At 60.1% G+C, this 22,069-nt stretch carries 15 protein-coding genes and 2 pseudogenes; 6 read left to right on the forward strand and 11 right to left on the reverse strand.

Annotated elements, in window-relative coordinates; translation table 11 throughout:
• Positions 1 to 13 precede the first annotated feature (13 nt).
• The gene (locus tag BRA1253DRAFT_RS01355; RefSeq protein WP_009859402.1) at positions 14 to 451 is read left to right on the forward strand and encodes a hypothetical protein; all 438 of its coding nucleotides are present in this window, start codon (positions 14 to 16) and stop codon (positions 449 to 451) included.
• A gap of 106 nt (positions 452 to 557) precedes the next feature.
• Here the strand turns inward: BRA1253DRAFT_RS01355 and BRA1253DRAFT_RS46085 are convergent.
• Positions 558 to 1,399, reverse strand: a pseudogene (locus BRA1253DRAFT_RS46085) (transposase).
• A 207-nt stretch (positions 1,400 to 1,606) separates the two neighbouring features.
• On the opposite strand from BRA1253DRAFT_RS46085, the gene BRA1253DRAFT_RS01365 reads away from it, so the two are divergent.
• Positions 1,607 to 2,008: a hypothetical protein gene (locus BRA1253DRAFT_RS01365; RefSeq protein WP_009859403.1), complete on the forward strand. Its 402-nt coding sequence runs from the start codon at positions 1,607 to 1,609 to the stop codon at positions 2,006 to 2,008.
• Between the two features lie 984 nt (positions 2,009 to 2,992).
• Here BRA1253DRAFT_RS01365 and BRA1253DRAFT_RS01370 read toward each other — a convergent pair.
• The 8 genes from BRA1253DRAFT_RS01370 to BRA1253DRAFT_RS01405 all read right to left on the reverse strand — a co-directional run bounded on the left by BRA1253DRAFT_RS01370 (position 2,993) and on the right by BRA1253DRAFT_RS01405 (position 10,182).
• The gene (locus BRA1253DRAFT_RS01370) at positions 2,993 to 3,535 is read right to left on the reverse strand and encodes a cytochrome b (RefSeq protein WP_009859404.1); all 543 of its coding nucleotides are present in this window, start codon (positions 3,533 to 3,535) and stop codon (positions 2,993 to 2,995) included.
• Positions 3,536 to 3,897: 362 nt separating this feature from the next.
• Positions 3,898 to 4,107, reverse strand: coding sequence for a hypothetical protein (locus BRA1253DRAFT_RS01375; RefSeq protein WP_009859405.1), 210 nt, complete (start codon positions 4,105 to 4,107; stop codon positions 3,898 to 3,900).
• Positions 4,104 to 4,271: a hypothetical protein gene (locus tag BRA1253DRAFT_RS44205; RefSeq protein ID WP_009859406.1), complete on the reverse strand. Its 168-nt coding sequence runs from the start codon at positions 4,269 to 4,271 to the stop codon at positions 4,104 to 4,106. The genes BRA1253DRAFT_RS01375 and BRA1253DRAFT_RS44205 overlap by 4 nt, the downstream gene beginning before the upstream one ends.
• Before the next feature lie 1,461 nt (positions 4,272 to 5,732).
• On the reverse strand, positions 5,733 to 6,767 hold the full coding sequence (gene hemE, locus BRA1253DRAFT_RS01385) for a uroporphyrinogen decarboxylase (RefSeq protein ID WP_009859409.1): 1,035 nt from the start codon (positions 6,765 to 6,767) through the stop codon (positions 5,733 to 5,735).
• Positions 6,768 to 7,065: 298 nt separating this feature from the next.
• Entirely contained in the window at positions 7,066 to 7,896 is an 831-nt protein-coding gene (locus BRA1253DRAFT_RS01390; protein ID WP_009859410.1) for an FTR1 family protein, read from the reverse strand.
• Between the two features lie 11 nt (positions 7,897 to 7,907).
• On the reverse strand, positions 7,908 to 8,240 hold the full coding sequence (locus tag BRA1253DRAFT_RS01395; RefSeq protein WP_157158512.1) for a cupredoxin domain-containing protein: 333 nt from the start codon (positions 8,238 to 8,240) through the stop codon (positions 7,908 to 7,910).
• A gap of 38 nt (positions 8,241 to 8,278) precedes the next feature.
• Complete coding sequence (locus BRA1253DRAFT_RS01400) at positions 8,279 to 9,151, reverse strand: hypothetical protein (RefSeq protein ID WP_009859412.1); 873 nt, start codon at positions 9,149 to 9,151, stop codon at positions 8,279 to 8,281.
• Between the two features lie 617 nt (positions 9,152 to 9,768).
• Positions 9,769 to 10,182 carry a cupin domain-containing protein gene (locus BRA1253DRAFT_RS01405; RefSeq protein ID WP_009859413.1) on the reverse strand — a complete coding sequence of 138 codons (414 nt, stop codon included), beginning with the start codon at positions 10,180 to 10,182 and terminating at the stop codon, positions 9,769 to 9,771.
• Positions 10,183 to 10,515: 333 nt separating this feature from the next.
• On the opposite strand from BRA1253DRAFT_RS01405, the pseudogene BRA1253DRAFT_RS45000 reads away from it, so the two are divergent.
• Positions 10,516 to 10,882 (forward strand): annotated as a pseudogene (locus tag BRA1253DRAFT_RS45000) (hypothetical protein).
• Between the two features lie 845 nt (positions 10,883 to 11,727).
• Here BRA1253DRAFT_RS45000 and BRA1253DRAFT_RS01415 read toward each other — a convergent pair.
• Positions 11,728 to 12,582, reverse strand: coding sequence for an SDR family NAD(P)-dependent oxidoreductase (locus tag BRA1253DRAFT_RS01415; protein WP_009859414.1), 855 nt, complete (start codon positions 12,580 to 12,582; stop codon positions 11,728 to 11,730).
• A 218-nt stretch (positions 12,583 to 12,800) separates the two neighbouring features.
• On the opposite strand from BRA1253DRAFT_RS01415, the gene BRA1253DRAFT_RS45800 reads away from it, so the two are divergent.
• The 3 genes from BRA1253DRAFT_RS45800 (at position 12,801) to BRA1253DRAFT_RS01425 (ending at position 19,455) form a co-directional block, all read left to right on the forward strand.
• Complete coding sequence (locus BRA1253DRAFT_RS45800; protein WP_256375783.1) at positions 12,801 to 13,280, forward strand: ABC transporter substrate-binding protein; 480 nt, start codon at positions 12,801 to 12,803, stop codon at positions 13,278 to 13,280.
• Positions 13,265 to 13,825, forward strand: coding sequence for an ABC transporter substrate-binding protein (locus BRA1253DRAFT_RS45805; protein WP_256375784.1), 561 nt, complete (start codon positions 13,265 to 13,267; stop codon positions 13,823 to 13,825). Before BRA1253DRAFT_RS45800 ends, BRA1253DRAFT_RS45805 begins: the two co-directional genes overlap by 16 nt.
• A gap of 101 nt (positions 13,826 to 13,926) precedes the next feature.
• Positions 13,927 to 19,455: an ATP-binding sensor histidine kinase gene (locus BRA1253DRAFT_RS01425; RefSeq protein ID WP_009859415.1), complete on the forward strand. Its 5,529-nt coding sequence runs from the start codon at positions 13,927 to 13,929 to the stop codon at positions 19,453 to 19,455.
• Between the two features lie 955 nt (positions 19,456 to 20,410).
• On the opposite strand, the gene BRA1253DRAFT_RS01430 is transcribed toward BRA1253DRAFT_RS01425, so the two are convergent.
• The gene (locus BRA1253DRAFT_RS01430) at positions 20,411 to 22,018 is read right to left on the reverse strand and encodes an OprO/OprP family phosphate-selective porin (protein WP_009859416.1); all 1,608 of its coding nucleotides are present in this window, start codon (positions 22,016 to 22,018) and stop codon (positions 20,411 to 20,413) included.
• Positions 22,019 to 22,069: the final 51 nt, after the last annotated feature.

Genomic DNA, 22,069 nt, shown 5'->3' on the forward strand with positions numbered 1-22,069 from the left:
CAGGAGTTCCGCCATGTCATTCCGCTTCATCACAAAATCTATCCGCACGTACCTAATCGACTGTCCTGTCGCCGTCGTTTTAATTGTTGCGCCATTCCTGCTCAAGCTAGGCAAGAGCAGTCCCGTCGCGCTGTGGCTTTCGGTGGTGACCCGCGTCTCACTGCTGCTGTCGGCATTCACGGACCACTCGACGGCGCTCGTCCGAGTCCTCCGTGCCTCGCTACAATGGGTGGACCGCGCATTGGGTGTGATCTCCATCAATGCCCCCTCCGCTTTCCATGTCACTGGGCCAGACGCCGGCTATTTCTGGGTTTTCGCCGCAGCAGTCTTGCTGACGACCTCAGCTCTCAACGCGCCCGAGGTGAGCGCCGCCCAGAGAGCGAACCTCAACATGCGGACCCGCAGGCGGGGATCGGTTCGTCTTACCGGGTCAAAAGAGCAAACCCAATGACAGACTATGCTCGATGTTCTGTGCTGGGGGGCAAGCTACTTGCGGAGCTCGAACTGCCGCGATCGGCGGGATGACAGACTGTCGCGCGGGCTACGCCAGCAGGCGCTCAAGATGCAAGAGTGGCGCTGTGGTGCCGTAGATGCTCGCGTTCGAGATCAACGATTCGCGGCTCAACATCCGGCACTGTGGCCGCTGTTTGAGCGGTTATTCGGCGATGCGCAGCAGTTTGGAAGCAATAACCCCCGTTGGAGACCCCACACACCTTCTTTAATGTTGATCGAAACCCGTGCTGCAAATCGATTGGTGTGGTCCCGGCATCCCTATCCAGCACGGCGAGCCCTTCGAAGTGGAAATACGATCCGCTACGATGCCGCGCAACGCAATGTGCCCATTGCGTCCCGTGGTGTGGTTTAGCTGGCGGCGGATCACCGCGTTTCCGGCGAGAGCCGGGCAGGTCAGCTGGCGAGAGCCGTGAGGCTGACGCTCGAATCATCGCGCAACGGCGACTGCTTCCATTGTCATAACGGGCACAGTGAACCGCCCATTCTTCGTTTTGTTCGAGCAGGATCGCGCCGATGAGGCGAACGACGGCGTTCTCGTTGGGGAAGATGCCGGCCACCTCGGTGCGCCGCTTGATCACGCCGTTGAGGCCTCAATCGGGTTGGTGGAGTGCAGCTTGGTCCGGTGCTGCGGCGGGAGGTCGTGTAGGCGAGCACGTCGGTCTCCGCCGCCTCGAAAAGGCGCAAGCTTCGGCAGCTTGTGGCGGAACTGATCGGCGACCTCGCGCCACTGCATCTTGGCAGCCTCGGCATCGTCCCGGGCAAACAGTTTGGAAGGTGGAGACGACGCGCCGTCCGGTCTTGCGGCATGCGCCAATGCATCGCGCATGAAGTCGAAACAGCAGCGCTGCCAGCCGGATTTAAGCAGATTTGCGACGGTGGCCTTCATGCCCTCGTGGGCATCGGACACACGAACTGAACGCCTCTGGCGGCGTGCCCCGAGCGAGTGGAATGGAAACCATAACGACCAGGCACTTCTAATGCTTGGCGTACTGTCATAGGTTTCCTGTGTGTCTAACGGGCTGACCCTTGACGATTGTGCAGAGTGCTTGCTGGCATACGGCGGCACGAGCAGCAAAGCACGTAGGAGTCACTGATGTCGTTCCGCTTCATAACCAAATCTGTCCACGCTTACCTGATCGACTATCCCGCCGCGATCGTCCTGATCGCAGCGCCATTCGTGCTGAACCTGGGCCAGAGCGAACCACTCGCGATGTGGCTTTCCGTTGTCGTAGGTGTTGCCGCGCTGCTCTTGGCCGCTGCAACCGACCATCCCACCGGTCTCGTCCGTATCATCCCCTACTGGCTGCACCTTCGGCTCGATCGCGCCCTTGGGGTGGTGTTTGTGATCCTACCCTTTGCCCTCAAATTCGGTTGGCTCGACGCGTCGTATTACTGGATCCTCGCTGCCGCTGTCCTGCTCACGACGTCAATCTTTGACGCGCCTGAAGAGCCGGTCGTAAGGCGTCAGGGATTGCACACGCGCACAGCGGGTTAGGCATGAAGCCTCCCGCGCTGTGCAGCAAACCTTGCGCCGCGTTTGAATGCAAGTCCCGGGATGCGACATCAGCGCCGGCTTGCTAAGCGTCGAGCGATTCAGCCACGTGAAGGCATGCATCGACCACAACCCCGTCGCCCGAGCGCCTCCTCCGGAAAGGCGGCCGGCTCAAGCGTGGCCGATCGTCGTGGTGGGTCGAGGCCTTTCCGCCCAGAAGATGTTCCAGGAGTTCAGGTTGCGGCTCTTTGTGAATTTTCCTCACGTCGGAGGCTATGCATCTCCGTTTCGAGTCTGCCTTCGCGCTCGTCGAAGCGACCGATGAACCGCCGTAAATCGGGCCGGCATCGGAGCAACGAGCGAGTTTCAGATCAAGGTATGAGGGCCCTCGCACTTTGGCAGTTCGGCACTTTTCTTAGATCACAGTAAACGGCAGCCGAAGCGTTTTACCCTCATTGTCACCGGCTCAGCTCTCTTCGGCGTCGAGGTTCATTTTGCTCTCCGTCACTGCTAGGGTTCGATCACCAGATCGCGATTGACGATCACGTTGACTCGAAGCCTCGCCTGATTGTCATTATAGCTTGAATATTGCAGGTCACGGAACGATCTGCTGTCGGGTCTGGCTCAGAAAATTTTCCGTCGCCGATCAAAGCCGCTGGACGACGGCCTGTTATGCGCGCCAGCGCTGAGCTCTGACCCAGCGCCCAGGACCGTAGACAACAGCCCTGCCCTTACAATTCGAAGCCGATTTAGTCCTCAAGACCAGAGTGACGGCCGAGTCGGCGCCCTCCTGTCGCTCCGAAAAGATCGCGCGACCGTTTGACATTATTAGCCGCGTCCACACCCGCAGCACGCGTCACTGCTCGTGCGACCGTGGTAGGTTCGGTCAAACGCGTTCGCTGTCGATCTAGCTGCGGGCGGTAGGGTTTTCAAAATGATCTCTCTACTTGCGCGGCCATGGCTTGAGCTAAGCGGCAAGATAATCATTCATGCGCCCGGAGTCATCGATTGAAGAACGTCGTCGCGCAGATAGAAGTGGTGGAAGAGAGCCGCGGCTGTATGCACAGCGGCAATCCAGAGGATGGCGTTGCCGAGGATGGTGTGTATTTCCATGATCAGCTGCCCCAGTCCATGCGCCTTCGCGATCAGGGGGGCGATGTCGAATCCGGGAAGGGTGACGGGAATCCCCTCCAGCCAAGTGCCGAGCACCGCGGTTGCCGGAATCGCGATGAGGAGCGCATAAAGCGCGAAGTGAACGAGCTTTGCGGCCGCAGCCATCCATGGCAGCATCGGCTGCTTCGCGGGCGTAGTCTCGATCAAGCGCCATAGCAGCCGCAGCACGACAACAATGAATAGGACGACCCCAAGCGCCTCATGAACCCTGCGAAGCCCGTCCGCGGCCGCGGAATAGAGCGAATAGCCGTCGCCGGTGCTCAGCACATAAGCGGCGAGAACTAGCATGACGGTCAGCCAATGCAGGACTTTGGCCCCGGCGCCGTGGCGAGAGGAATTGCTGCGCAAGCCGATCATCTCGCTCCGATCCCGCCACACGGTTGGTGAACTGTCGCGGCGTCTAGCCAGAGATTTGGGCGGTGGTAAGCCGGCCGGTTGCCCCGGCGATCAACTTTACCTCCGACCCATTGCCCAGGGGCCCAAAATGGGGCGTCTGAGCCTCCGGTGCTATTAAACCCAGACTGCAAGCGGGAGATGATCATCGCCAGGGCCGCGGAGATTGGAGGGGAGGTCGTAAAAAAGAACCGCCGATTAGCTTCGTTCCGTCGTGCTCACAACTGGAGTGATAAGCGCACAGCGTAGTTGTCTTCGCTCCTGCATTGACGGATAGCATGTTCGCCGGAGTCTCGGAGGACGACCAGCGAACGCCGCCTTCTAATCTAAGCGCCCCTGCCATCCTGTCTTCCAATTACGCAGCGCCATGCGGCCAAACGCTCGGCCGGATGCTGGTTCATCCAGTCGGCGAGCTGCGGCGCGCCCATCAGGCAGGACTGCATCGAGACCTCGGCGAAGTCCGAGTTGGTGACAATTTGCTCGTGGCAATTCGCCGGAGAGGAAAGACTGCAGAGGACGGCGATGATTTTGATCATGAGAACTCGCCCTCGTCACCGGTGGTGCCGCCCACTTCGTGACTTGTCAGTGCCTTGTCCTGCTGCTCCGGCGGGAAGATACTGTCGTGGATCGCGCGAGCCTCTCGAATTAGGCGAACTCGCTCGCGCTCAGATTTTGGGACAAACCGAATGACTTCGCCCATATTCGCTCCGAAAAGCTGCCTCGTGAACCAGCTTCGCTATGATATGACCATAATCATTTCATTCAGATGTACCATCTGAGCTCCAACTTTGAAGCCGTGCGGGCGGTTCAATAAAACTGCTCGTGACCGGGGTCGCGCGCCGGACGTTCGAAAGATCGCTTCGATTTCTTCCGAAGACGAGCGATGAAGCAGCCCGTCAGGTCATGCACGCCACTCATCTCAGTTCTTGGCAACCGATCGAGCCGATGCCGTTGGGTTGATCAAGATGCGAACGTTCTCATCCTGCGACTGGTAGTCGTCGGCAAGGGACTTGAGCCGGGCCGCAATCACTGAGTCAATCACCGCTTGAGCCGTGCGGAGCAAAGTCCGCCCTGCTTCCAAATACACAGTGCCGCGTTGCGAGCTCCGGAGCGTCATGATGAGCCCGGCCGTTTCTCTGGCAGTTGGTTGAAGGCGATCGGGAGCCAGCTTACCCAATCGAGGTCACGTTCCCTGCGAGCTCTGAAGCGATCGACGCATTTCTTGGAACATAGCCCGGTTCGCCACGAATAGTGCCGGACGAGACCAAACTTGCCGTCACAAACTGCGCATCGCGCGGCTCTGCCAGACTTAGGAGTTTCGGAGCAATAGGGCATCGCAGTCTCCTTCTGGTTTTAGTACAGTTGTTCCTCGATCCTCGTTTTTCCTCATCGCACTTCATAAACTCGTGTGCGTTCCAACAGATGCAGCCTAAGACCATCGGGGCCAGCAGCTCAATCGGACATAGGTAATCATCGGGCACCAAAAAGTGGGCACGGAACGATACGAAGGTGTATGGTGTTCGTCTCTAAGTCGACAGCTCCACTTTGATCGATTGCGCTGAAAAACTGCGACGGCCGGAAGGAGGTTTGTTCGGCTCCCGATCTCAGTCAGGTGGACAGCGAGTTCGGCGGCGCGCTCGTAGCAACCCGTTGGTTTACAGTTCGACTGCGAGCTGGGCCACCAACCGGCCGCAGCGGCGCGTTCTATCCCGCGGGGCGCTTGTCAGCGGTGGAACGCACATCGCCTAGAGCGTGGCGGGTCGCTCGAAGCATCCGAGCACGAAAAGAGTTCCGGTCGGAAGCGCGCATGCGCTCGAGAATATCCTTGAGCACCTTGAATCGAGCGGTGCGGAACGTTGATCGAAATAACCGCCGAGCTCAGCGGAGCTTGTTAGTTACACACAATTGTTGCGGTTACGCTCGCGGCGAGTTCATTGGTCACTGTGGGACTTAGGGCCATGCCAGACGAAATCCTTCGATGATTTCTATCTTGCATGGCGTTGTTTTCGCGTTTTTTTCAGTGAAGGCAGTCGGTTTCCATGGCGTCATGGTTCAAGACGCGGCGTAAGGCGGCGCTCGTCAGTCGCAAAGTAAGTCCTCATCTGAGGAGCCCGCCTTAAGCGAGCGTCTCGAAGGATGCGCCGCAAGGAAGAATCGCTCTTCAGCCCCGCACCCGCTTCAGCATCTGCTCGACATGGGCGATCGGCGTCTCCGGCTGGATGCCGTGGCCGAGATTGAAGATGAACCGTCCTTGCGCGAAATTCGCCAGCGTGTTGTCGACCGCGCGGTCGAGCGCGGCGCCGCCTGTGATCAGCACCAGCGGATCGAGATTGCCTTGAACCGCGACCTTGCTCTGCACGCGCTCGCGGATGAAGGCCGGCTCCGCGGCCCAGTCGATGCTGACCGCGTTGACACCGGTCGCCTCGACGAAACCGGGCAGTTGCGCGCCGGCGCCGCGCGGAAAGCCGATGATCTTCGCGTCCGGCACCTTGGCGCGCACGCCTTCGATGATGCGCCGGGTCGGTTCGACCGACCAGCGCGCGAACTCGGCGGGTGGCAGCACGCCGGCCCAGGTGTCGAAGATCTGCAAGGCGTTGGCGCCGGCCGCAAGCTGCGCCAGCAGATATTCGATCGAGTTCTCGACCAGCACGTCGATGATCTCGGCGAACGCCTCCGGATGCCGGTAGGCCATCATCCGCGCCGGCGCCTGGTCGGGCGTGCCCTGGCCGGCGACCATGTAGGTCGCCACCGTCCACGGCGCGCCGCAGAAGCCGATCAGCGCGATCTTGGGATCGAGCGCACCGCGCACGATTTTGAGGGCCTCGAACACCGGCGCGAGCTTGCCGAAATCGGCTTGCTTCGCCAGTGTCGCGACCTTGGCGGGATCATCCAGCGGCTCGAGCCGCGGACCCTCGCCGACCTCGAAGCGCACGGAACGTCCGAGCGCATAGGGGATCACCAGGATGTCGGAGAAGATGATCGCCGCATCGAAGCCGAACCTCCGGATCGGTTGCAGCGTTACCTCGGCGGCAAGCTCCGGGTTGAAGCAGAGATCGAGGAATCCGCCGGCCTTGGCGCGCACCTCGCGATATTCGGGCAAGTAACGGCCGGCCTGCCGCATCATCCAGACCGGCGGGATCGCCTGTCGCTCGCCGGAGAGCACGTCGCTGAAAGGCTTGGTCGGAGACTGGGGCACGAACCGTCCTGTTGCAGATTGAGGTTCCTGATACACCGGCGAGGGCCCGAGCGGAAAAGGGGAACCAGCGGTGCGACTATGCCGGGCTTCAACTCGGCTCAGCTTGCCACGTTGAAGAGTAACTCCTTGGACCTTCCAGAACTTCCCTCGCCCGCTTCATGGAATGTCGTGGGTGGCTGGGTAAACGTCATCCACGCGCCTATGTAGCCGTTGCGGCCTCCAGAAAGACGTTAACTTCCAGTTATCCGCGCGCGAAGCTACATTGTAAGCGCCGGGCCCTGAACCCATCTCACGTTCATTAGGCTGGTGCGATAGCGTTCTCACCGCGCACCCGCGAGGTCAGCCGCATCAGAAGACCAGTAACCGCGATAACTACAAGGTAGACGATGAGCTGCATTTGCGTCGGTTGATCACTATAGCCGATCAGCGTGTGCAAGGCGCGGCCAGGAATGCTGGCTTCGGATAAGAACCAGCCCGAGTCCCACACGACGCTGTCGAGCGACGTTAGCCAGTTCGCCCGCTCCAGGAAGGCGACGGCCTGCGCCGCCAAACCCGCCGCCAGGAGGGTGATCAAAACAGTCGTCGTTGCGAACAACGCGCGCGGTGGAATCCGCACCAGGCCCAAATAGGTCAGCAGGCAAACCGCGACCCCGAGCAACAGGCCGAGGCAGCCGCCGAAGGTAAGGCCCAGGGCCGAGCCGCCTTCGGAGGTCCCGACCCCATAGAGAAACAGCGCGACCTCGCTGCCTTCGCGCAGCACCGCGACGCCGACCACAACCGCCAGTGCCCCTAGCGGCTTGCTGCCCTCGGCCACCGCGTGGCCAACCGCGCGCATTTCGAGGGCAATCTCGCGGCCATGGCTCGCCATCCACACATTGTGCCAGGTCAGCATCACGACGGCGATTCCGAGGATGGCGGCGTTGAACAGTTCCTGTCCCATGCCTGCGAACAGCTGCGATAAGCCGCCAGCAAATGCCGCGACAAGACAAGCTCCCCCGATTCCCGCTAGCACGCCGCCGACAATCCAGCGACCGCGGTGGACGACATCACGCGTGACCGCGAGCACGATGCCGACGATGAGGCCAGCCTCGAAAACCTCGCGGAAAACGATTATGAGCGCGGCGAGCACGAGACGTGGGCCTATTCGACGACAAGAACGCCACGCGCGCTCTCGTTAAAATCGTCGTAGAACTCATAGCGTCCTGGCTTCAGAGGGCGGACGTTGATAACACCTTGGCTTTTGGCGGCTACGACCTTTTCCACTCTTAGTGAGGTGCTTTCAAACTCCATCGCCTTGCCCTCGAGATTCCTGATCCGGAATAGGACAGGCTTGTCTGCTGGGGCACGCACCTCGCGGGGCTGAAACTGCCCGTTGGAGTAGGAGATCTGGATTTCGGTCGCCTGCTGCGCCGATGCTGTAGAGAACGGCAGCATAGCCGTACAGAGCGTTGCGAAGACCAGCTTCCTGCTCATGGTCAAAACGTACATTCTGAGCCCTGGATTTGAGGGAATTAGAACTCGATGGCGAATTTGAGTTTGGCGCGATTCCGCTGGAATTCGGCAAGATTGAGCGAGAACGGACTGCTGACTTCGCGACCCCATACTTGCGTATTCCACGCCGCTGTCATGAACATCTTTGGCGTAAACCGGACGAAGAGCGTCGGACCGAGCATCACGGCATCACCCGTAAAGGCCGAGAGCGCGAAGTCGTCATAATGACGCAGATACCAGACTTCCGCTCCGATGAGGACGTTCGGCGAGAGGCGGAACGACAGCGCGGCGGAGCCGCCGAGCTTCGTTTCCCGGATGGTCTCGTCAAGCAGGGTGTGGGTGTATTCAGGCTCATACAGGAGATTGAAGCCGGCGAAGAGCCGGTTTCTGACCAGCTCGAGGTCAGCATTGAGAGTGGTCTCGAATTCGTAGTTGTGAACCCGCTCACCACTTGTCTCATCGACTAGCCGAACCGTCGGTTCGAATGCAAGCGTCACCGACAGCGGGTTGTTCGACGTCCGCTCAAGCGCAAGGTAGCGGAATTCACCAAACCCGCCGCTGAACGCAACTTGGCGACGGTCGTCGAGATCAGTAGCATTCCGGATGTCATGGGTCGATCCAAGCGCCCCAAATTCGATTTGCACGAATTGAGACGGGGTGAATTCGAACTCGTACTTCGTCTCCGTCGCACTGTAGCGTCCGCCGCGCTTGCCAAACCGGCCGATCGTGTCGGTCGTGAACTCCTTTTCGCCTTCAATCCCGATACCTGAGCCGGTGGTAAATCCGAAAATGTATTTTGTCTCGATCTCGCGCCATGAGCTTGCATCCGAGCTGGCGGGGCCGCCAGCGCGCGCAAATCCGCTGAGACCAATCAGCACAATGAACGCGCCCATTAGCGCGCTCGAATGCCGTACACGTCCAATTGTTTGGCGCATTCCGTCGGCCCTAGCCTATTCGGCTGCATTGATTAGCGGATTACAGCACTCGATCCAAAGAGATTCCCGTCCCGCTAATTTGGAATGCTTCAAAAGCGGGCGTCAACACGCTAAGCCGGTGTGCGATGGATAACAAAGGTTCCGGCCAAGCATGGAATTCCGCGCGACGAATGAGAAATGACGTCGCGCCATGAAGTTGATAACCCCGCGTTATGATGCCCGTAGGCACCTGAACTGCGCTCCGCGGTTGCCTATGCGAACCGGCGCAGTCCCACTGCATCGTCCTCTGCTATTCCGACAATTGGCGGCTATCGGCTTTTTCTCGGGTGTTTGGCGACGCTGCCACGAATATGCAAGACACCAGCGGCGCGACGACTTGTCGGTCCCCCGTGTGTACTCTTCGGCCAGCGGGATTCTTGCAGACGACCAGGCGCATTAGCGCATTTCACCGCTCAGCGCGCTAGTTGGTTTGAACCGGGAGACCGCTGGCGCACTCGGCCGGCGCGGGTCGCGCGCGGCCTGTCGCCGGGCCGAGTGGGCGCACGGCCGCGGGCTCCGCGCGGCCGGTCCCCGCCCTAGGGGAACGTCAGGCCGAAAGCAGCCGGATCGAGCTGCTCGCCTTTGCGAGGGACCAAGAAGCGCTCCAGCCCACCCGGCACGAAGCTGAGCAGCAGGATGGCCTGATCGCCGACCACCTCTATTGTATGCGGCACACCGCGGGGAAGAGCCGCGTAGGCGCCCTGCCCCACCTCAATGCGGGCATCGCCGACTCGCGCGATCAGCTGCCCCTCCACAACGAAGAGCAGCTCGTCCTCGTGCGAGTGGGTGTGCAGCGGCGGCTCCTCCCCGGCCCGCACCGTCCACAGGACGGTGCCATATTCGCCTCCAGTCTGGCTGCTCTCCACCTTGATCTCGTGCGTTGAGCCCCCGCTCGACGTCACCGTCTCACCGCCGTGGGGCGGCGTAAGAACTGGCTGCTTCACTGCCATTTGTAGCCTCCTGATTGTGGACCCTTTGCTCGGGTCTCGGAGTGGCGACGTAAGTTGCCGCTCACACTCGTCAGCATGAGATTGCGCGCGGCGTATGGGAAATGACGTCACGCCATGAAGTCGATAGCCGCGCGTTATAGTGGCCGGGAGCACGTGAACGTCTCTTCGCGGTCGCGGAGAGTTGCGTTTCAGGGATTGTGGATCCCCTGCGCCACCCAGTTTGGTCTGCAAGATCCTCGAAGCCGCAAAGACCCGGCGAACGACACCGGACAAGCTGCGGGAGACCGGCCGAAAAGCCCTGACACACGTGGCCTTGATCGGGCGAGGTGCGGGTTGAACTTGCAGGTGACGGTGTTGAAGATCTTGGTGAGCTACCCGGACAGGTTCGCTGTGGTGGCGGACCTCAACCGCATGTGGCGATCCTCGCCACCAGCGGCCGGAGTGGGCCGAGCGCACCAAGCGACTGGCCGCGCGCGTGCCCGGACTGGACATCTTTTCGGACGGCCTCGTTGAGCGTCAAAATGGCGCGTAGAGGGTCACTGCCAAAGGGCGAGCCGTGCTCGAACGCATGGAGGCGCACCGAAGCCAAGACCCTGCGATTGAGAAGGACCCAACAGAAACGGCTGGCGCGCCGGTGCCTGCGTTGCCGCAGCCGATAGAGCGAGCGAAGCGCCGACGCGAACGTCGCCAGCGTCGCTGAGAAGCCCGTGAATGCGCGAGGGCGCATGCATCATAAACGTGGGGGCGGCGCTCAGATTGTCGATTCCGTCACACTCCGCTCAACCGTCAGTCTGCCGAGCGGCTATTTTTCCCAACTGTTCTGGGAAACGCATCCGTCTCTCCTCGTGGAATGCGCGATCCGTGGCCGGCTAACTCGCCCGAAATCCATTGTATCAGACGAATCTTGAGCAGTTCGCGACTAGAATCCCCTTGGAATGGGTCGCGGTCGTGATCTCCCTCCGATCGGGCGTGGCGCCGAAGAGCTGGTCGCCGAGCCCAATGTGCCAGCTGGTCTGCTGACTGGGGTTATCGCTGTACTGATCCAGCCAAGGATCACGTTCAGCGAGGGCTAGTTCGTGCGCCTCTCGGTCCGTCAGCGCCTTGGGTCCGGCGCTCAGATTAGCCAGCGGACCTCAAGTCCAGGGAGCACCTTGAGCCGACGGAACGCTGGTGAGTCAAAGCAGGCGGCTGATAGCCCCGCTGGCCCATCAACGAAGTAGTAGCACGCGCCATCGGCATGGGCAGGATGGATCGACAGGCGATCGGCGCTAAGTCCCACCGTCCGCCGCCCGCATGCGGCATCGCCACGAGCACAAGGAGACCTAAATGCAGTATTCGTCTTTCAACAGATCGGCGCTGCCGCGGCTCGATTGACTTGATCGGGATCAAGCAGCATTAGGGTGGGCATGTCAGACAATCCCGGGATCCACCGTTGATCTCGACAGCTGGCATGATCTTCGTCGCCTCATCTTCCGGAAACAGACTTCCACGGCGCTCCGCGCTCAGGTCGGCAGGGGGCCACCAGGCTGTGAGCAGATGCGAGAGCTAGTGTCGCGGCGTTCGTCCGCGTATACGGTCGAAGCCCTGCTTGATCGCTGCGAAGCGGTCGTCGATGAACGATTCGTGCTCGGTATCCGTGAAAATGTAGGGCCAGTCGTTTTCGATGGCCTCGCGAACCAGTTCGCCCACATACAGCGGATCAATGCCGTGGTTGATCCGTTCCTGTAATGCTTTGATGAAGTTGGCGCGGGGTCCTTCTGTCGGCGGAGGGGGGCCGACAGCCAAAGCAAATCGCTGCGGCACGTTGCGCCGAGAGTTCATGATCTGCGTGCGGATGACGCCCGGACACAGAACGGAGACCCCAATCTTCCTCGGCGCGAGCACGTTACGCATCCCCTCGGACAGCGCCACCACTCCATATTTGCTCACATCGTACGCCAAACTTGGTCCCGCAATCAGCCCGGCGACGGAGGCCGTGGAGACAACCTGTCCTCCTTCGCCGTGCGCTTCGATCAGCGGACCGAAAATCTCGAAGCCCCAGATCACCGACATCAGGTTGACGCCGAGGACCCAGTTCCAGCCTGCATCAGTCCACTCACCATAGGTGCCGCCGCCGCCCACGCCCGCATTGTTGACCAATATGTGGATTCTGCCGTACCGGGCGACGGTCGCGTCCGCTGCCGCCTGAAGTTCGCCTTTGAGCGAGACGTCGGCGTTCACGCCGTCGACATCGACGTCGGTCCGTGTCTTCAGGTCCGCGACCGCTTTTTTCAGCGCCTCTTGCTCGATATCGCAGAGCATAACCTTCACCCCGGCCTGTGACAGCGCGGTCGCGATCCCCAGTCCGATCCCCGAGGCAGCGCCTGTCACGAATGCGGTCTGTCCAGCCAAGTCTCTCATGCGCTTTCCACCTTGCTTTCACTCAACAAATTCACCCGCCAGGCCGCGCCGCAGAGTGGCACAATGAACGCGGCGTGGTCTAATGTTCCGCGCCCCCGCGCCAAGCCTAGAAATAACCGGTCGCGAGTTTCAAACTAGCACATTGGAAACCACTGGATAACGAGGGTCAGGGTCGGCTTTTGGAAGCGCTGGCTCCACAATAACGATAGACACATTCATTGGTTCATAAGGAGAAGCGAGACGTCCTTCGTCGCACGACGATTGGCGGCGTTTTCGACCGCCATTATAATGCTTGCTGCCAGCGGAGGCAGCGTATTTGCCAGAAGAAATACGATGCCGGCGCAACCGACACCGAAATCAAGATCGGCAACATCACCTCTACAGCGGCGTCGGCTTACGGTACTACAGGCAAGACCGAGGCCGCCTACTTTCGCGAGATCAACTGCGAAGGCGGCATCAACGGCCGCAAAATCAACTTCATTTCCTATGACGACGGTTACAGTCCACTAAAAGCGGTCGAGCGGGCGCGCAGACTGGTTGAGAGCGAAGAGGTTTTCCTCATCTTCGGTGCGCTTGGCACGCCGTCCAACACCGCCACACAGAAATACATGAACGCGAAAAAGGTGCCGCAACTGTTCGTGCAGACCGGCGCGACCAAATGGAATAATCCGCAGAACTTCCCGTGCACTTTAGGTTAGTCGCCCAACTATCAAAACGAGGCGCGGATCTAGGCGAGGTATATTTTGAAGGAAAAGCCGAACGCCAAGTCGCCGTTCTCTACCAGAACGACGACTACGGCAAGGATTACCTCAAACGCCTGAAGGATGGCCTCGGCGCCAAGGCTGCGTCGATGATCGTTGCCGAAGACGCCTATGAGGTGGCCGAGCCGACCATCGACTCGCACGCGGTCAAGATGAAGTCGCTCAATGCCGACGTATTCGTTGACATCGCCACGCCAAAGTTCACGGCGCAAGCCATCAGGAAGGCGGCTGAGATCAGCTGCGTTGGAACTCCTGGGGCCCTGCGACGCACTCGCCTCTGCCGAGGCCAGTGCGCACGCCGGCATCGGAAGGACTTCCTTTCCAAGGTCGGTGAGCTGCGTCAGCTGGCGCTCGCGGTACAGCAACGGGTCGCCGAGTTCCAGCTCGCGCCGGGCAAATCGCTCGTAATCGTGCTAAACGAACAAGGATCTACGTCCGCCCTACCCGGCAAGACAAAGGGAAGGCTGGCATTTCTCTGGTGATGGAGTACGATTTCTCGAGGCGGAGAGAGGCCGCGCGCGTGGCGCGCGAAGAGCTTGATCAGCCGACTTCAAGCCGAAGCCCCCACGGCGGAGTTTGACGGATGGTGCAGCAGTCGCTGAACGTCACGTACTCGGACGGCGGCTCTGAGGTGTTGTGGGAGGACGGCGAGCGCGTGTTCAGTCGCGGCTGGCGACTGGACGACAATGGCAACCGGCTCGCCGTGCTACTTGTTGCGCCTGCCGCCGACCACCCGGCCCGGGCGAGACTCGATCGCCTCACGCACGAATACGAGCTGAAAGATGAACTCGACGGGGCATGGGCGGCGCGGCCGCTCGCCCTCATGCGCGACGCCGGTCGGACCGTACTGGTGCTCGATGATCTCGGTGGCGGGGAGCCGCTCGATCGTTTGCTCGGGGGGCCCATGGAGGTAGGACGCTTCTTGCGCCTTGCTATCGCTGTTACCTCTGCTCTGGACAAGGTTCATCAGCGCGGGCTCATCCACAAAGACATCAAGCCAGCTAATATTGTAGTGGACTGCGCGGATCAACACGTGCGGCTCACTGGGTTTGGCATCGCATCGCGCCTGTCCCGCGAGCGGCAGGCGCCCGAGCCGCCCGAGACCATCGCAGGTACGCTTGCCTACATGGCACCCGAACAAACCGGGCGGATGAATCGCTCGATCGACGCCCGCAGCGATCTCTACGCCCTCGGCGTCACGCTGTACCAGATGCTCACGGGCGTTCTGCCCTTCACGGCGGCTGATCCGATGGAATGGGTGCACTGCCATATTGCCAGAAAACCAGTGCCGCCAGGGGAACGGCTAGAGGATGTCCCAGCGCCCGTCTCGGCGATCATTATGAAGCTGCTCGCCAAGACTCCCGAGGATCGTTACCAAACCGCCGGCGGTGTCGAGCGCGATCTGCGACGCTGCCTGGCGGAATGGGAAGCGCGCCGCCGTATCGATGACTTTCCGCTCGGCCTGCTGGACACGCCGAACCGGCTGCTCATCCCCGAAAAGCTGTACGGACGAGATCGTGAGATCGCCACGTTGCTTTCCTGCTTCGATCGCATCGTCAAGACCGGTGTACCAGAGTTGGTGCTGGTCTCCGGATATTCCGGTATCGGCAAGTCCTCTGTCGTCAATGAGCTGCACAAGGTGCTCGTACCGCCCCGCGGTCTTTTTGCATCGGGTAAGTTCGACCAATACAAACGCGACATCCCGTATACCACGTTCGCGCAGGCCTTCGGCAGCCTTGTCCGCCCGCTTCTCGGCAAGGAGGAAGAGGAGCTGAGCATCTGGCGCGATGCCTTTCGCCAAGCGTTGGGGCCAAACGCGGAGCTTATCATCGATCTTGTCCCGGAATTGAAACTAGTCATCGGAGAACAGCCTCCGGTTCCTGTCCTTCCGCCATTGGATGCGCAACGCCGATTCCAATTGGTATTCGGGCGATTCATCGCCGTATTCGCGCGGCCGGAGCACCCGCTTACGCTGTTCCTCGACGACTTGCAGTGGCTCGATGCAGCAACGCTCGATTTGCTCGAAGATCTTCTGAGCCGGCAGGACCTGCGGTACATGATGTTGATCTGCGCCTACCGAGACAACGAAGTGGACTCCGCCCATCCTCTGACGCGCAGGCTCGAATCAATCCGCAAAGCTGGCGCGCTAGTGCAGGAGATCACCCTCGCGCCCCTGGCCTGTGAACACTTGGGACAATTGATTGCGGACTCCCTTCATTGCGAGCCGGAGCGCGCCACATCGTTGGCGCAACTAGTTCACGAGAAGACTGCTGGCAATCCATTCTTCGCTAACCAGTTTATTTATGCGCTTGCCGAGGAGGCGTTACTGAGTTTTGACCACTGCAACGCGCGATGGTCTTGGGATGTAAATCGCATTCACGCAAAGGGTTACACTGATAACGTGGTGGAGCTCATGGTCGGGAAGCTGACTCGGCTGCCCGTTCGAACTCAGAACGCATTGCAGCAGCTTGCCTGCCTAGGCAACAGCGCGGATTTCGCACTACTTACGAAGGTTTACGGAGGCTCGAAAGATGTAGTGCATCGAGATCTGCTGGAAGCGGTCCGAGTTGGGCTCGTTCTCCACTCCGAAAGCGCGTATAGCTTTCTGCATGATCGTGTCCAGGAAGCGGCTTATTCACTAATACCTGAAACGGCCCGCGCCGAAGCTCATATTCGAATCGGCCGCCTCCTCGCAGTCGGCATTCCGCCAACGCAGATCGAAGAGAAGATCTTCGATATCGTAAACCAGCTCAATCGTGGCTCTCATCTCATAGTGTCAGATCAGGAGCGTGAGCGGGTCGCAGAATTGAATCTAATTGCAGGTAGACGCGCGAAGATCTCAACTGCGTATACTTCAGCGCTTTCGTATCTCGCCGTTGGGCGGGCGTTTTTGACCGAGCAGAGTTGGGACGACAACTACGAGCTCATCTTCGCCATCGAATGTCTCACAGCCGAGTGCGAATTACTGACCGCGAGTAAGGTGGCAGCCGAAACTCGACTTTCGATGCTGGCGCGTCGTGCTAGAAGCGGCCCCGACACCGCCGCCGTCACACGTTTGCGGCTCACGCTTTATACCACTTTGGACCGGAGCGATCGCGGCCTCGAGATATGCCTTGAATACCTCCAGCGTGGAGGCATTGATTGGTCACTTCATCCGACTCGTATCGAAGTACAACGCGAATACGATCGAATCTGGTCCCAGCTTGGAAGTCGACAAATCGAGGAACTCGTCGACTTGCCTTTGATGAGCGATCCGGACTTACTCGCTACTCTAGATATATTAGCCGAGTTTCCGGCAATGCATATCGAGGAGAACTTATCTTCGCTCGTTGTTTGTCGAATGGTGAATCTGAGCCTCGAGTATGGCAACAGCGATGGGTCATGCTTCGCTTATGTATGGTTCGCCCAGATCGCGGGACCTCGCTTCAGCAACTATCAGGACGGTTTTCGTTTCGGCCGGCTTGGCTATGAACTGGTAGAAAAGCGCGGCTTGAAGCGCTATCAAGCTCGAACGTACATGTCCTTTGGTAACATTGTCATGCCGTGGGCAAAACATGTCTTAGAGGGACGTGATCTGGTACGTCGCGCCTTTGCTACTGCTGACCGCACAGGGGACGTCACATTTGCGGGTTATAGCTGTAATCACTTGATAACCAACTTTTTGGCAGCGGGAGACCCGCTTGCTGAGGTGCAGCGGGAAGCCGAGAGGGGTTTCGAGTATGCGCAGAAGGTTCGGTTCGGTTTCGTCATTGACAATCTCGCCATGCTGCTCGGATTTATTCGGACGCTTAGCGGACTGACTCCGACGTTTGGCTCCTTCAACCACGAGGGTTTCGATGAGCTTCGATTCGAGCGCCACCTAGCGAGTAATCCGGTCTTGAAGCTGCTCGAGTTTCGATATTGGGTCCGTAAGTTACAAGCACGGATCTTCGCTGCGGATTATGCTTCCGCCATGGATGCGTCATTGAGAGCGCAACAGCTACTTTGGACCTCACCATCACATTTCGAAACGGCTGAGTATTGCTTCTATAGTGCGCTCGGCCACGCGGCAGCATGGAATTCTGCATCGCCGGACGAGAAACAGGAACATTGTGAGGCTCTTGTGGCCCACCGCAATCAACTCGAAGTATGGGCGGCGCGCTGTGCGGAAAACTTCGAGAACCGCGCTGCTTTGGTCGGTGCCGAGATCGCCCGCATGGAGGGCCGCGTATTGAACGCTGAGGAGCTGTACGACAAGGCGATCCGCGAGGCCCGCAAACATGGGTTCGTGCACAACCAGGCCATTGCCAACGAGATTGCCGGGCGTTTCTACGCGGAGCGCGGTCAAGAGAAGATCGCTGCGACCTATTTGCGGGCCGCGCGGGCCTGCTACCTGCGCTGGGGAGCCGACGGAAAGGTTCGCCACCTCGAGGAACTTTATCCGCACCTCAAAGTGGACAAGGAGTCCCCGGCGACGATAGTGACACCCTTCGAGCAACTCGATTTGGCTACCGTAATCAGAGTTTCGGAAGCGGTGTCAGGCGAGATCGTTTTCGAGAAGCTAATCAACACGCTCATGAGTGCGGCAATCGAACACGCGGGTGCCGATCGAGGTCTCTTGATTCTTCCGCGAGCCGATAAATATCAAATCGAAGCGGAGGCCATAGCCAGCAGTGACAACGTGACCGTGGTCCTGAAACAGGCGCGCGTCACGACCGCAGATCTACCAAGCTCGGTGTTTCACTACGTGCTTCGCACAAAAACAAGCGTTCTCCTGCACGATGCGTCCAGTCAGAACCCGTTTTCAGCGGACGACTATATTCGCGACCGTCGCTCACGGTCAGTGCTCTGCCTGCCGATACTGAAACAGACCAGGTTGATTGGCCTGCTGTACTTGGAGAATACGCTTACGACTGCCGCATTTACTCCTACTCGAATGGCGGTGCTCACGCTGCTCGCCTCCCAGGCGGCTATCTCAATAGAGAACGCTAACCTGTACCGCGAGCTGGCCGAGCGGGAGGCGAGAATCCGACGGCTAGTGGATGCCAATATAATCGGCATCCTCTTCTGGGATATAGACGGCCGGATCATCGATGCTAACGAAGCGTTTCTCCGCATCACCGGATACGGCCGCGACGATGTTGTCTCCGGTCGACTGCGCTGGCGGGATCTGACGCCCACCGAATGGCGCGATGCCGACGACCGACGAATGGCGGAGCTCGAGGCGACCGGAACGGCGCTACCCTACGAGAAGGAGTACTTCCGGAAAAGCGGCAGCCGCGTACCGGTGCTGGTCGGGGCAGCGACGTTCGGCGGGCGGTCCGACCAGGGCGTGGCCTTCGTGGTAGACTTAACTGAGCGCAAGCGAGCAGAGCAGGAAATTCGCGAAAGCGAGCGGCGCTATGGCGAGGTGCAGATGGAGCTCGTGCACGCAAATCGAGTCGCGACACTGGGGCAGCTCTCGGCTTCGATTGCCCATGAAATCAACCAGCCGATCGGGGCGACGCTCAACAATACTTCCGCTGCGTTGCACTGGCTGAGCAAAGAACCGGCAGATTTGGAGAAAGCTCGGCAGGCTCTCAACCGGATCTTTGCAAACGGCAATCGCGTCAGCGACGTCGTCGCTCGGATGCGCGCCCTTTTCAAAAAAGCACCTCTACGGAAAGAAGACGTGGACATTAACGCTGCAATTCTCGAGGTCATCACCCTGACCCGTGGCGAGATCGTGAAGAACGGCATTTCGGTCAAGTCGCAGCTCGCGGACGACTTGCCGCTTATTCAAGGAGATCGGGTTCAGCTGCAACAAGTGATCATGAACCTGATCATCAACGCCGTCGAAGCGTTGAGTGCGGTCAGCGAGGGGGCGCGAGAATTGGTGATCACCACTCACACCGGAGAGCCGTCCGGCGTGCTCGTCGTGGTGCGGGATTCGGGTCCAGGTCTCAGTTCAGAGGGTCTCGAGCGTATCTTTGACGCCTTCAACACCACAAAGCCTGGCGGCTTGGGGATGGGTCTGTCGATTTGCCGCACCATCATTGAAGCGCACGGAGGGGGACTCTGGGCCACCGCTGCCCAGCCCCAGGGCGCAAGTTTTCAATTCACGGTGCCCGACCAGTCAAATGAGGCAGCGTAAATTGAACATCTGCAGCAGGCCATCACCGGAGCGGGTGCCTACAGAACTGACGAATCTTGATATGATTCTTGCAGTTTTGTGATTTCAAGCACGCGCCATTGCCCGCGACCGGTTCGCAGCAACTATGCTGCAAAACCGGACACAAATGTGCCTCTCGTCTAGCCACCCTGATGAATGGTGGAGAAACTGAAGGATGCCTGGAGTCGTCTCGTCTCCGCATGCGGAGCGAATGACGGGTCCTTCGGATTCGCTTGAAGAAGCAGACGAAGAGTCGGGGAGCCACCTGCAAAAAGTGGTGCGGGCTTGAGCTTCCCGATGGGAGAACCGAAGATCGACGCCGAGATCGAGGAGCTGATCGAAGACGACGCGAAAACCGACAGTCGCCATCGAATCGCGGCCGCTGGCTTACGACACGCGCGCCGCGGGGCGGCGCTAGGTGGTCGGAAGTCGGGAGACCACTAGGCGCACCCGACCGGGGCGTGAAATCAATCATCCGACGCTCGCGCGCGGCCCGTAGGCCGGGCCCGAGCGGGCGCACGGTCGCCGTTCAGCGAAATGCGCCGCCGACAATCGGGCACCTCGCAATCGAACCTCCGCGTGATCACGCAAAGGCGCATTTTCCTTGCCTGTATAGGCCAAATCCGCAGCCTTTCGGTCGTATGGGCTATGATTCTTGATCTCGCCCGCACGATGCGCACGCGGCCACGCCGCTTTCCGCTCGGGCCGCTGCAACTCCTCCGCTGGAGAAACGCAAGCTCGGCAGAAACATCGTCGGATCTGAGTCCGACCCAATGTTCGAGGTACACACTCAGTGCCTGCGGAACGACTGAACCGGTTACGGCGAATGAGACACGCGCCCGCTCGTATTATTGAGGCGTCTCTGGGTCGACGCGACGGAAACAGGGCCGGACGCGCATAAAAACAAGCCGACAAAACGCTCCTGCAAGAGATTGCGTCACGCAAACTGCGTGCGCATCGCCACGGCATCGAATTGCGAGCCGACATCGGCGGTCGAGACCGGCGAGGCCTGCTTGGAGATATTGCCATGCAGGTAGTCGAGCATGAAGCGGACGTTGCCGTTGACATACCAGTTGAGCGCGAGCGTGTAGACGGTCTGGCGTCCGCCGGCGATGCCATTGGCGGTCGCGAGCTGATCGTTGAGGTCGATCTGGCTCACGCGTCCGGCGACTTCCCAGGCACCCCAGCCGCCGCCATCCAGCGAGAACGGATGCGCCGGCTTGACGCCGTTATAGGCCGCGTTCGCCGCATTATAGCTACGACCCTCGCCGGTCAGCACGTAGCCGGCCTGCGCGTAACCGCCCTGGAACTTCAGGCTCGACGCACCGACCAGCGGCACGCCGGTGTTGGCGGTGCGATCGACATTGTACCAGAAATACTCGCCCTGGAGGATCAGCGGTCCATAGGTGGCGGCCGCCTCGAGACTGTAGACCTGCGCGCCCGAGACATTGGCGATCGCACCGGTGGACACCAGCGTCGTCGGGTCCAGACGCAATTCCGGACGGTCGCTCAGCGTGACTGTCTGTGTGTTGGCGATGAGATTGCGCGGCGGCTGGATCAGCCACTGCGCGTCGGCACCGATATGCACCGAATAGTCCTTGCCGCTGATGGGGTTGCCTGCAACGCGCGCCACGGCGCCATATTGCTCGCTGGTGCCGGCTGGCGCGGCGCTCGAGGCGGAGTGGATCGCGCCCGTCGCTGGTCCGGTGACATAGCCGCCGATCCAGAGCTGGTCGTTGTACCACCGCGTGCCGGCCGCGGAGCGGAAGTCGCCGGCGGCAATGTTGGTGGCGATGATGCCCGGCGAGGCCCGCTCCATGAACATGATGTCGTTGGAGCTCGTGGCCTCGTCCAGCGTGTAGGGCAGGTCCATGATGCCGGCTTCGACTGCCATCCTTCCGCCGAACGGCTTCAAACCGGTGTAGCTGAGATAGGCATTCTCGAGGCCGGAGACGCCGCCGCCGGGCAGCGATCCCGGAGCTGCGCCGCCAAATCCATCGGAGGTGCCGCCGAAATCGTAGACCAGTGCGAAATTCCAGTCGTTGAAGAATTTGCCGGCGAGCCCGATGCGGGCGCGGCGGACGTTCTCGCCGCTGTCGAGCTTCTGCGGCACCGTGGCCGCGGTGTTGGGACGATAGTCGTAGCCGCCGACATCCCAATGCACGCGGCCAGTGATGGCGACGCAGTTCGCTCCATCAGCGGTGCAGATGGTTGGCCGGTTGTTCGGCATCGTTACGACAACGCCGGATGCCGGTGCAGGGCCCTTGAGCGGGATCGCAGCACTAGCGTTGGCGACGACGGCCTTGGCCTCCGACCGCGCTTCGGCCTTTGCCTCTGCCCTTGCTTCGACTTTGGCCTTCGCCGTGGCGGCCGTGTTCGCGGCAGTCTGGCTCTGGAGCTTATCGAGCTTCTGCTCCAGCATCTTCAATTGCTGCTTCAGGAGCGCGATCTCCTGCTCGCTGTTGCCTGCCGACTCGGCATGAGCTTGCGAGACCATGAGGGCACCGGCGATGCCCAGTGCCGTTGCAAATGCTTTCCTGAGCATTTCACATCCCCTGCTTTCCATGAGACGTCCACCCTCATTCAACAACCCGAG

This window comes from Bradyrhizobium sp. WSM1253, assembly GCF_000244935.1.
In the GTDB taxonomy this organism is placed as follows: Bacteria; Pseudomonadota; Alphaproteobacteria; order Rhizobiales; family Xanthobacteraceae; genus Bradyrhizobium; species Bradyrhizobium canariense.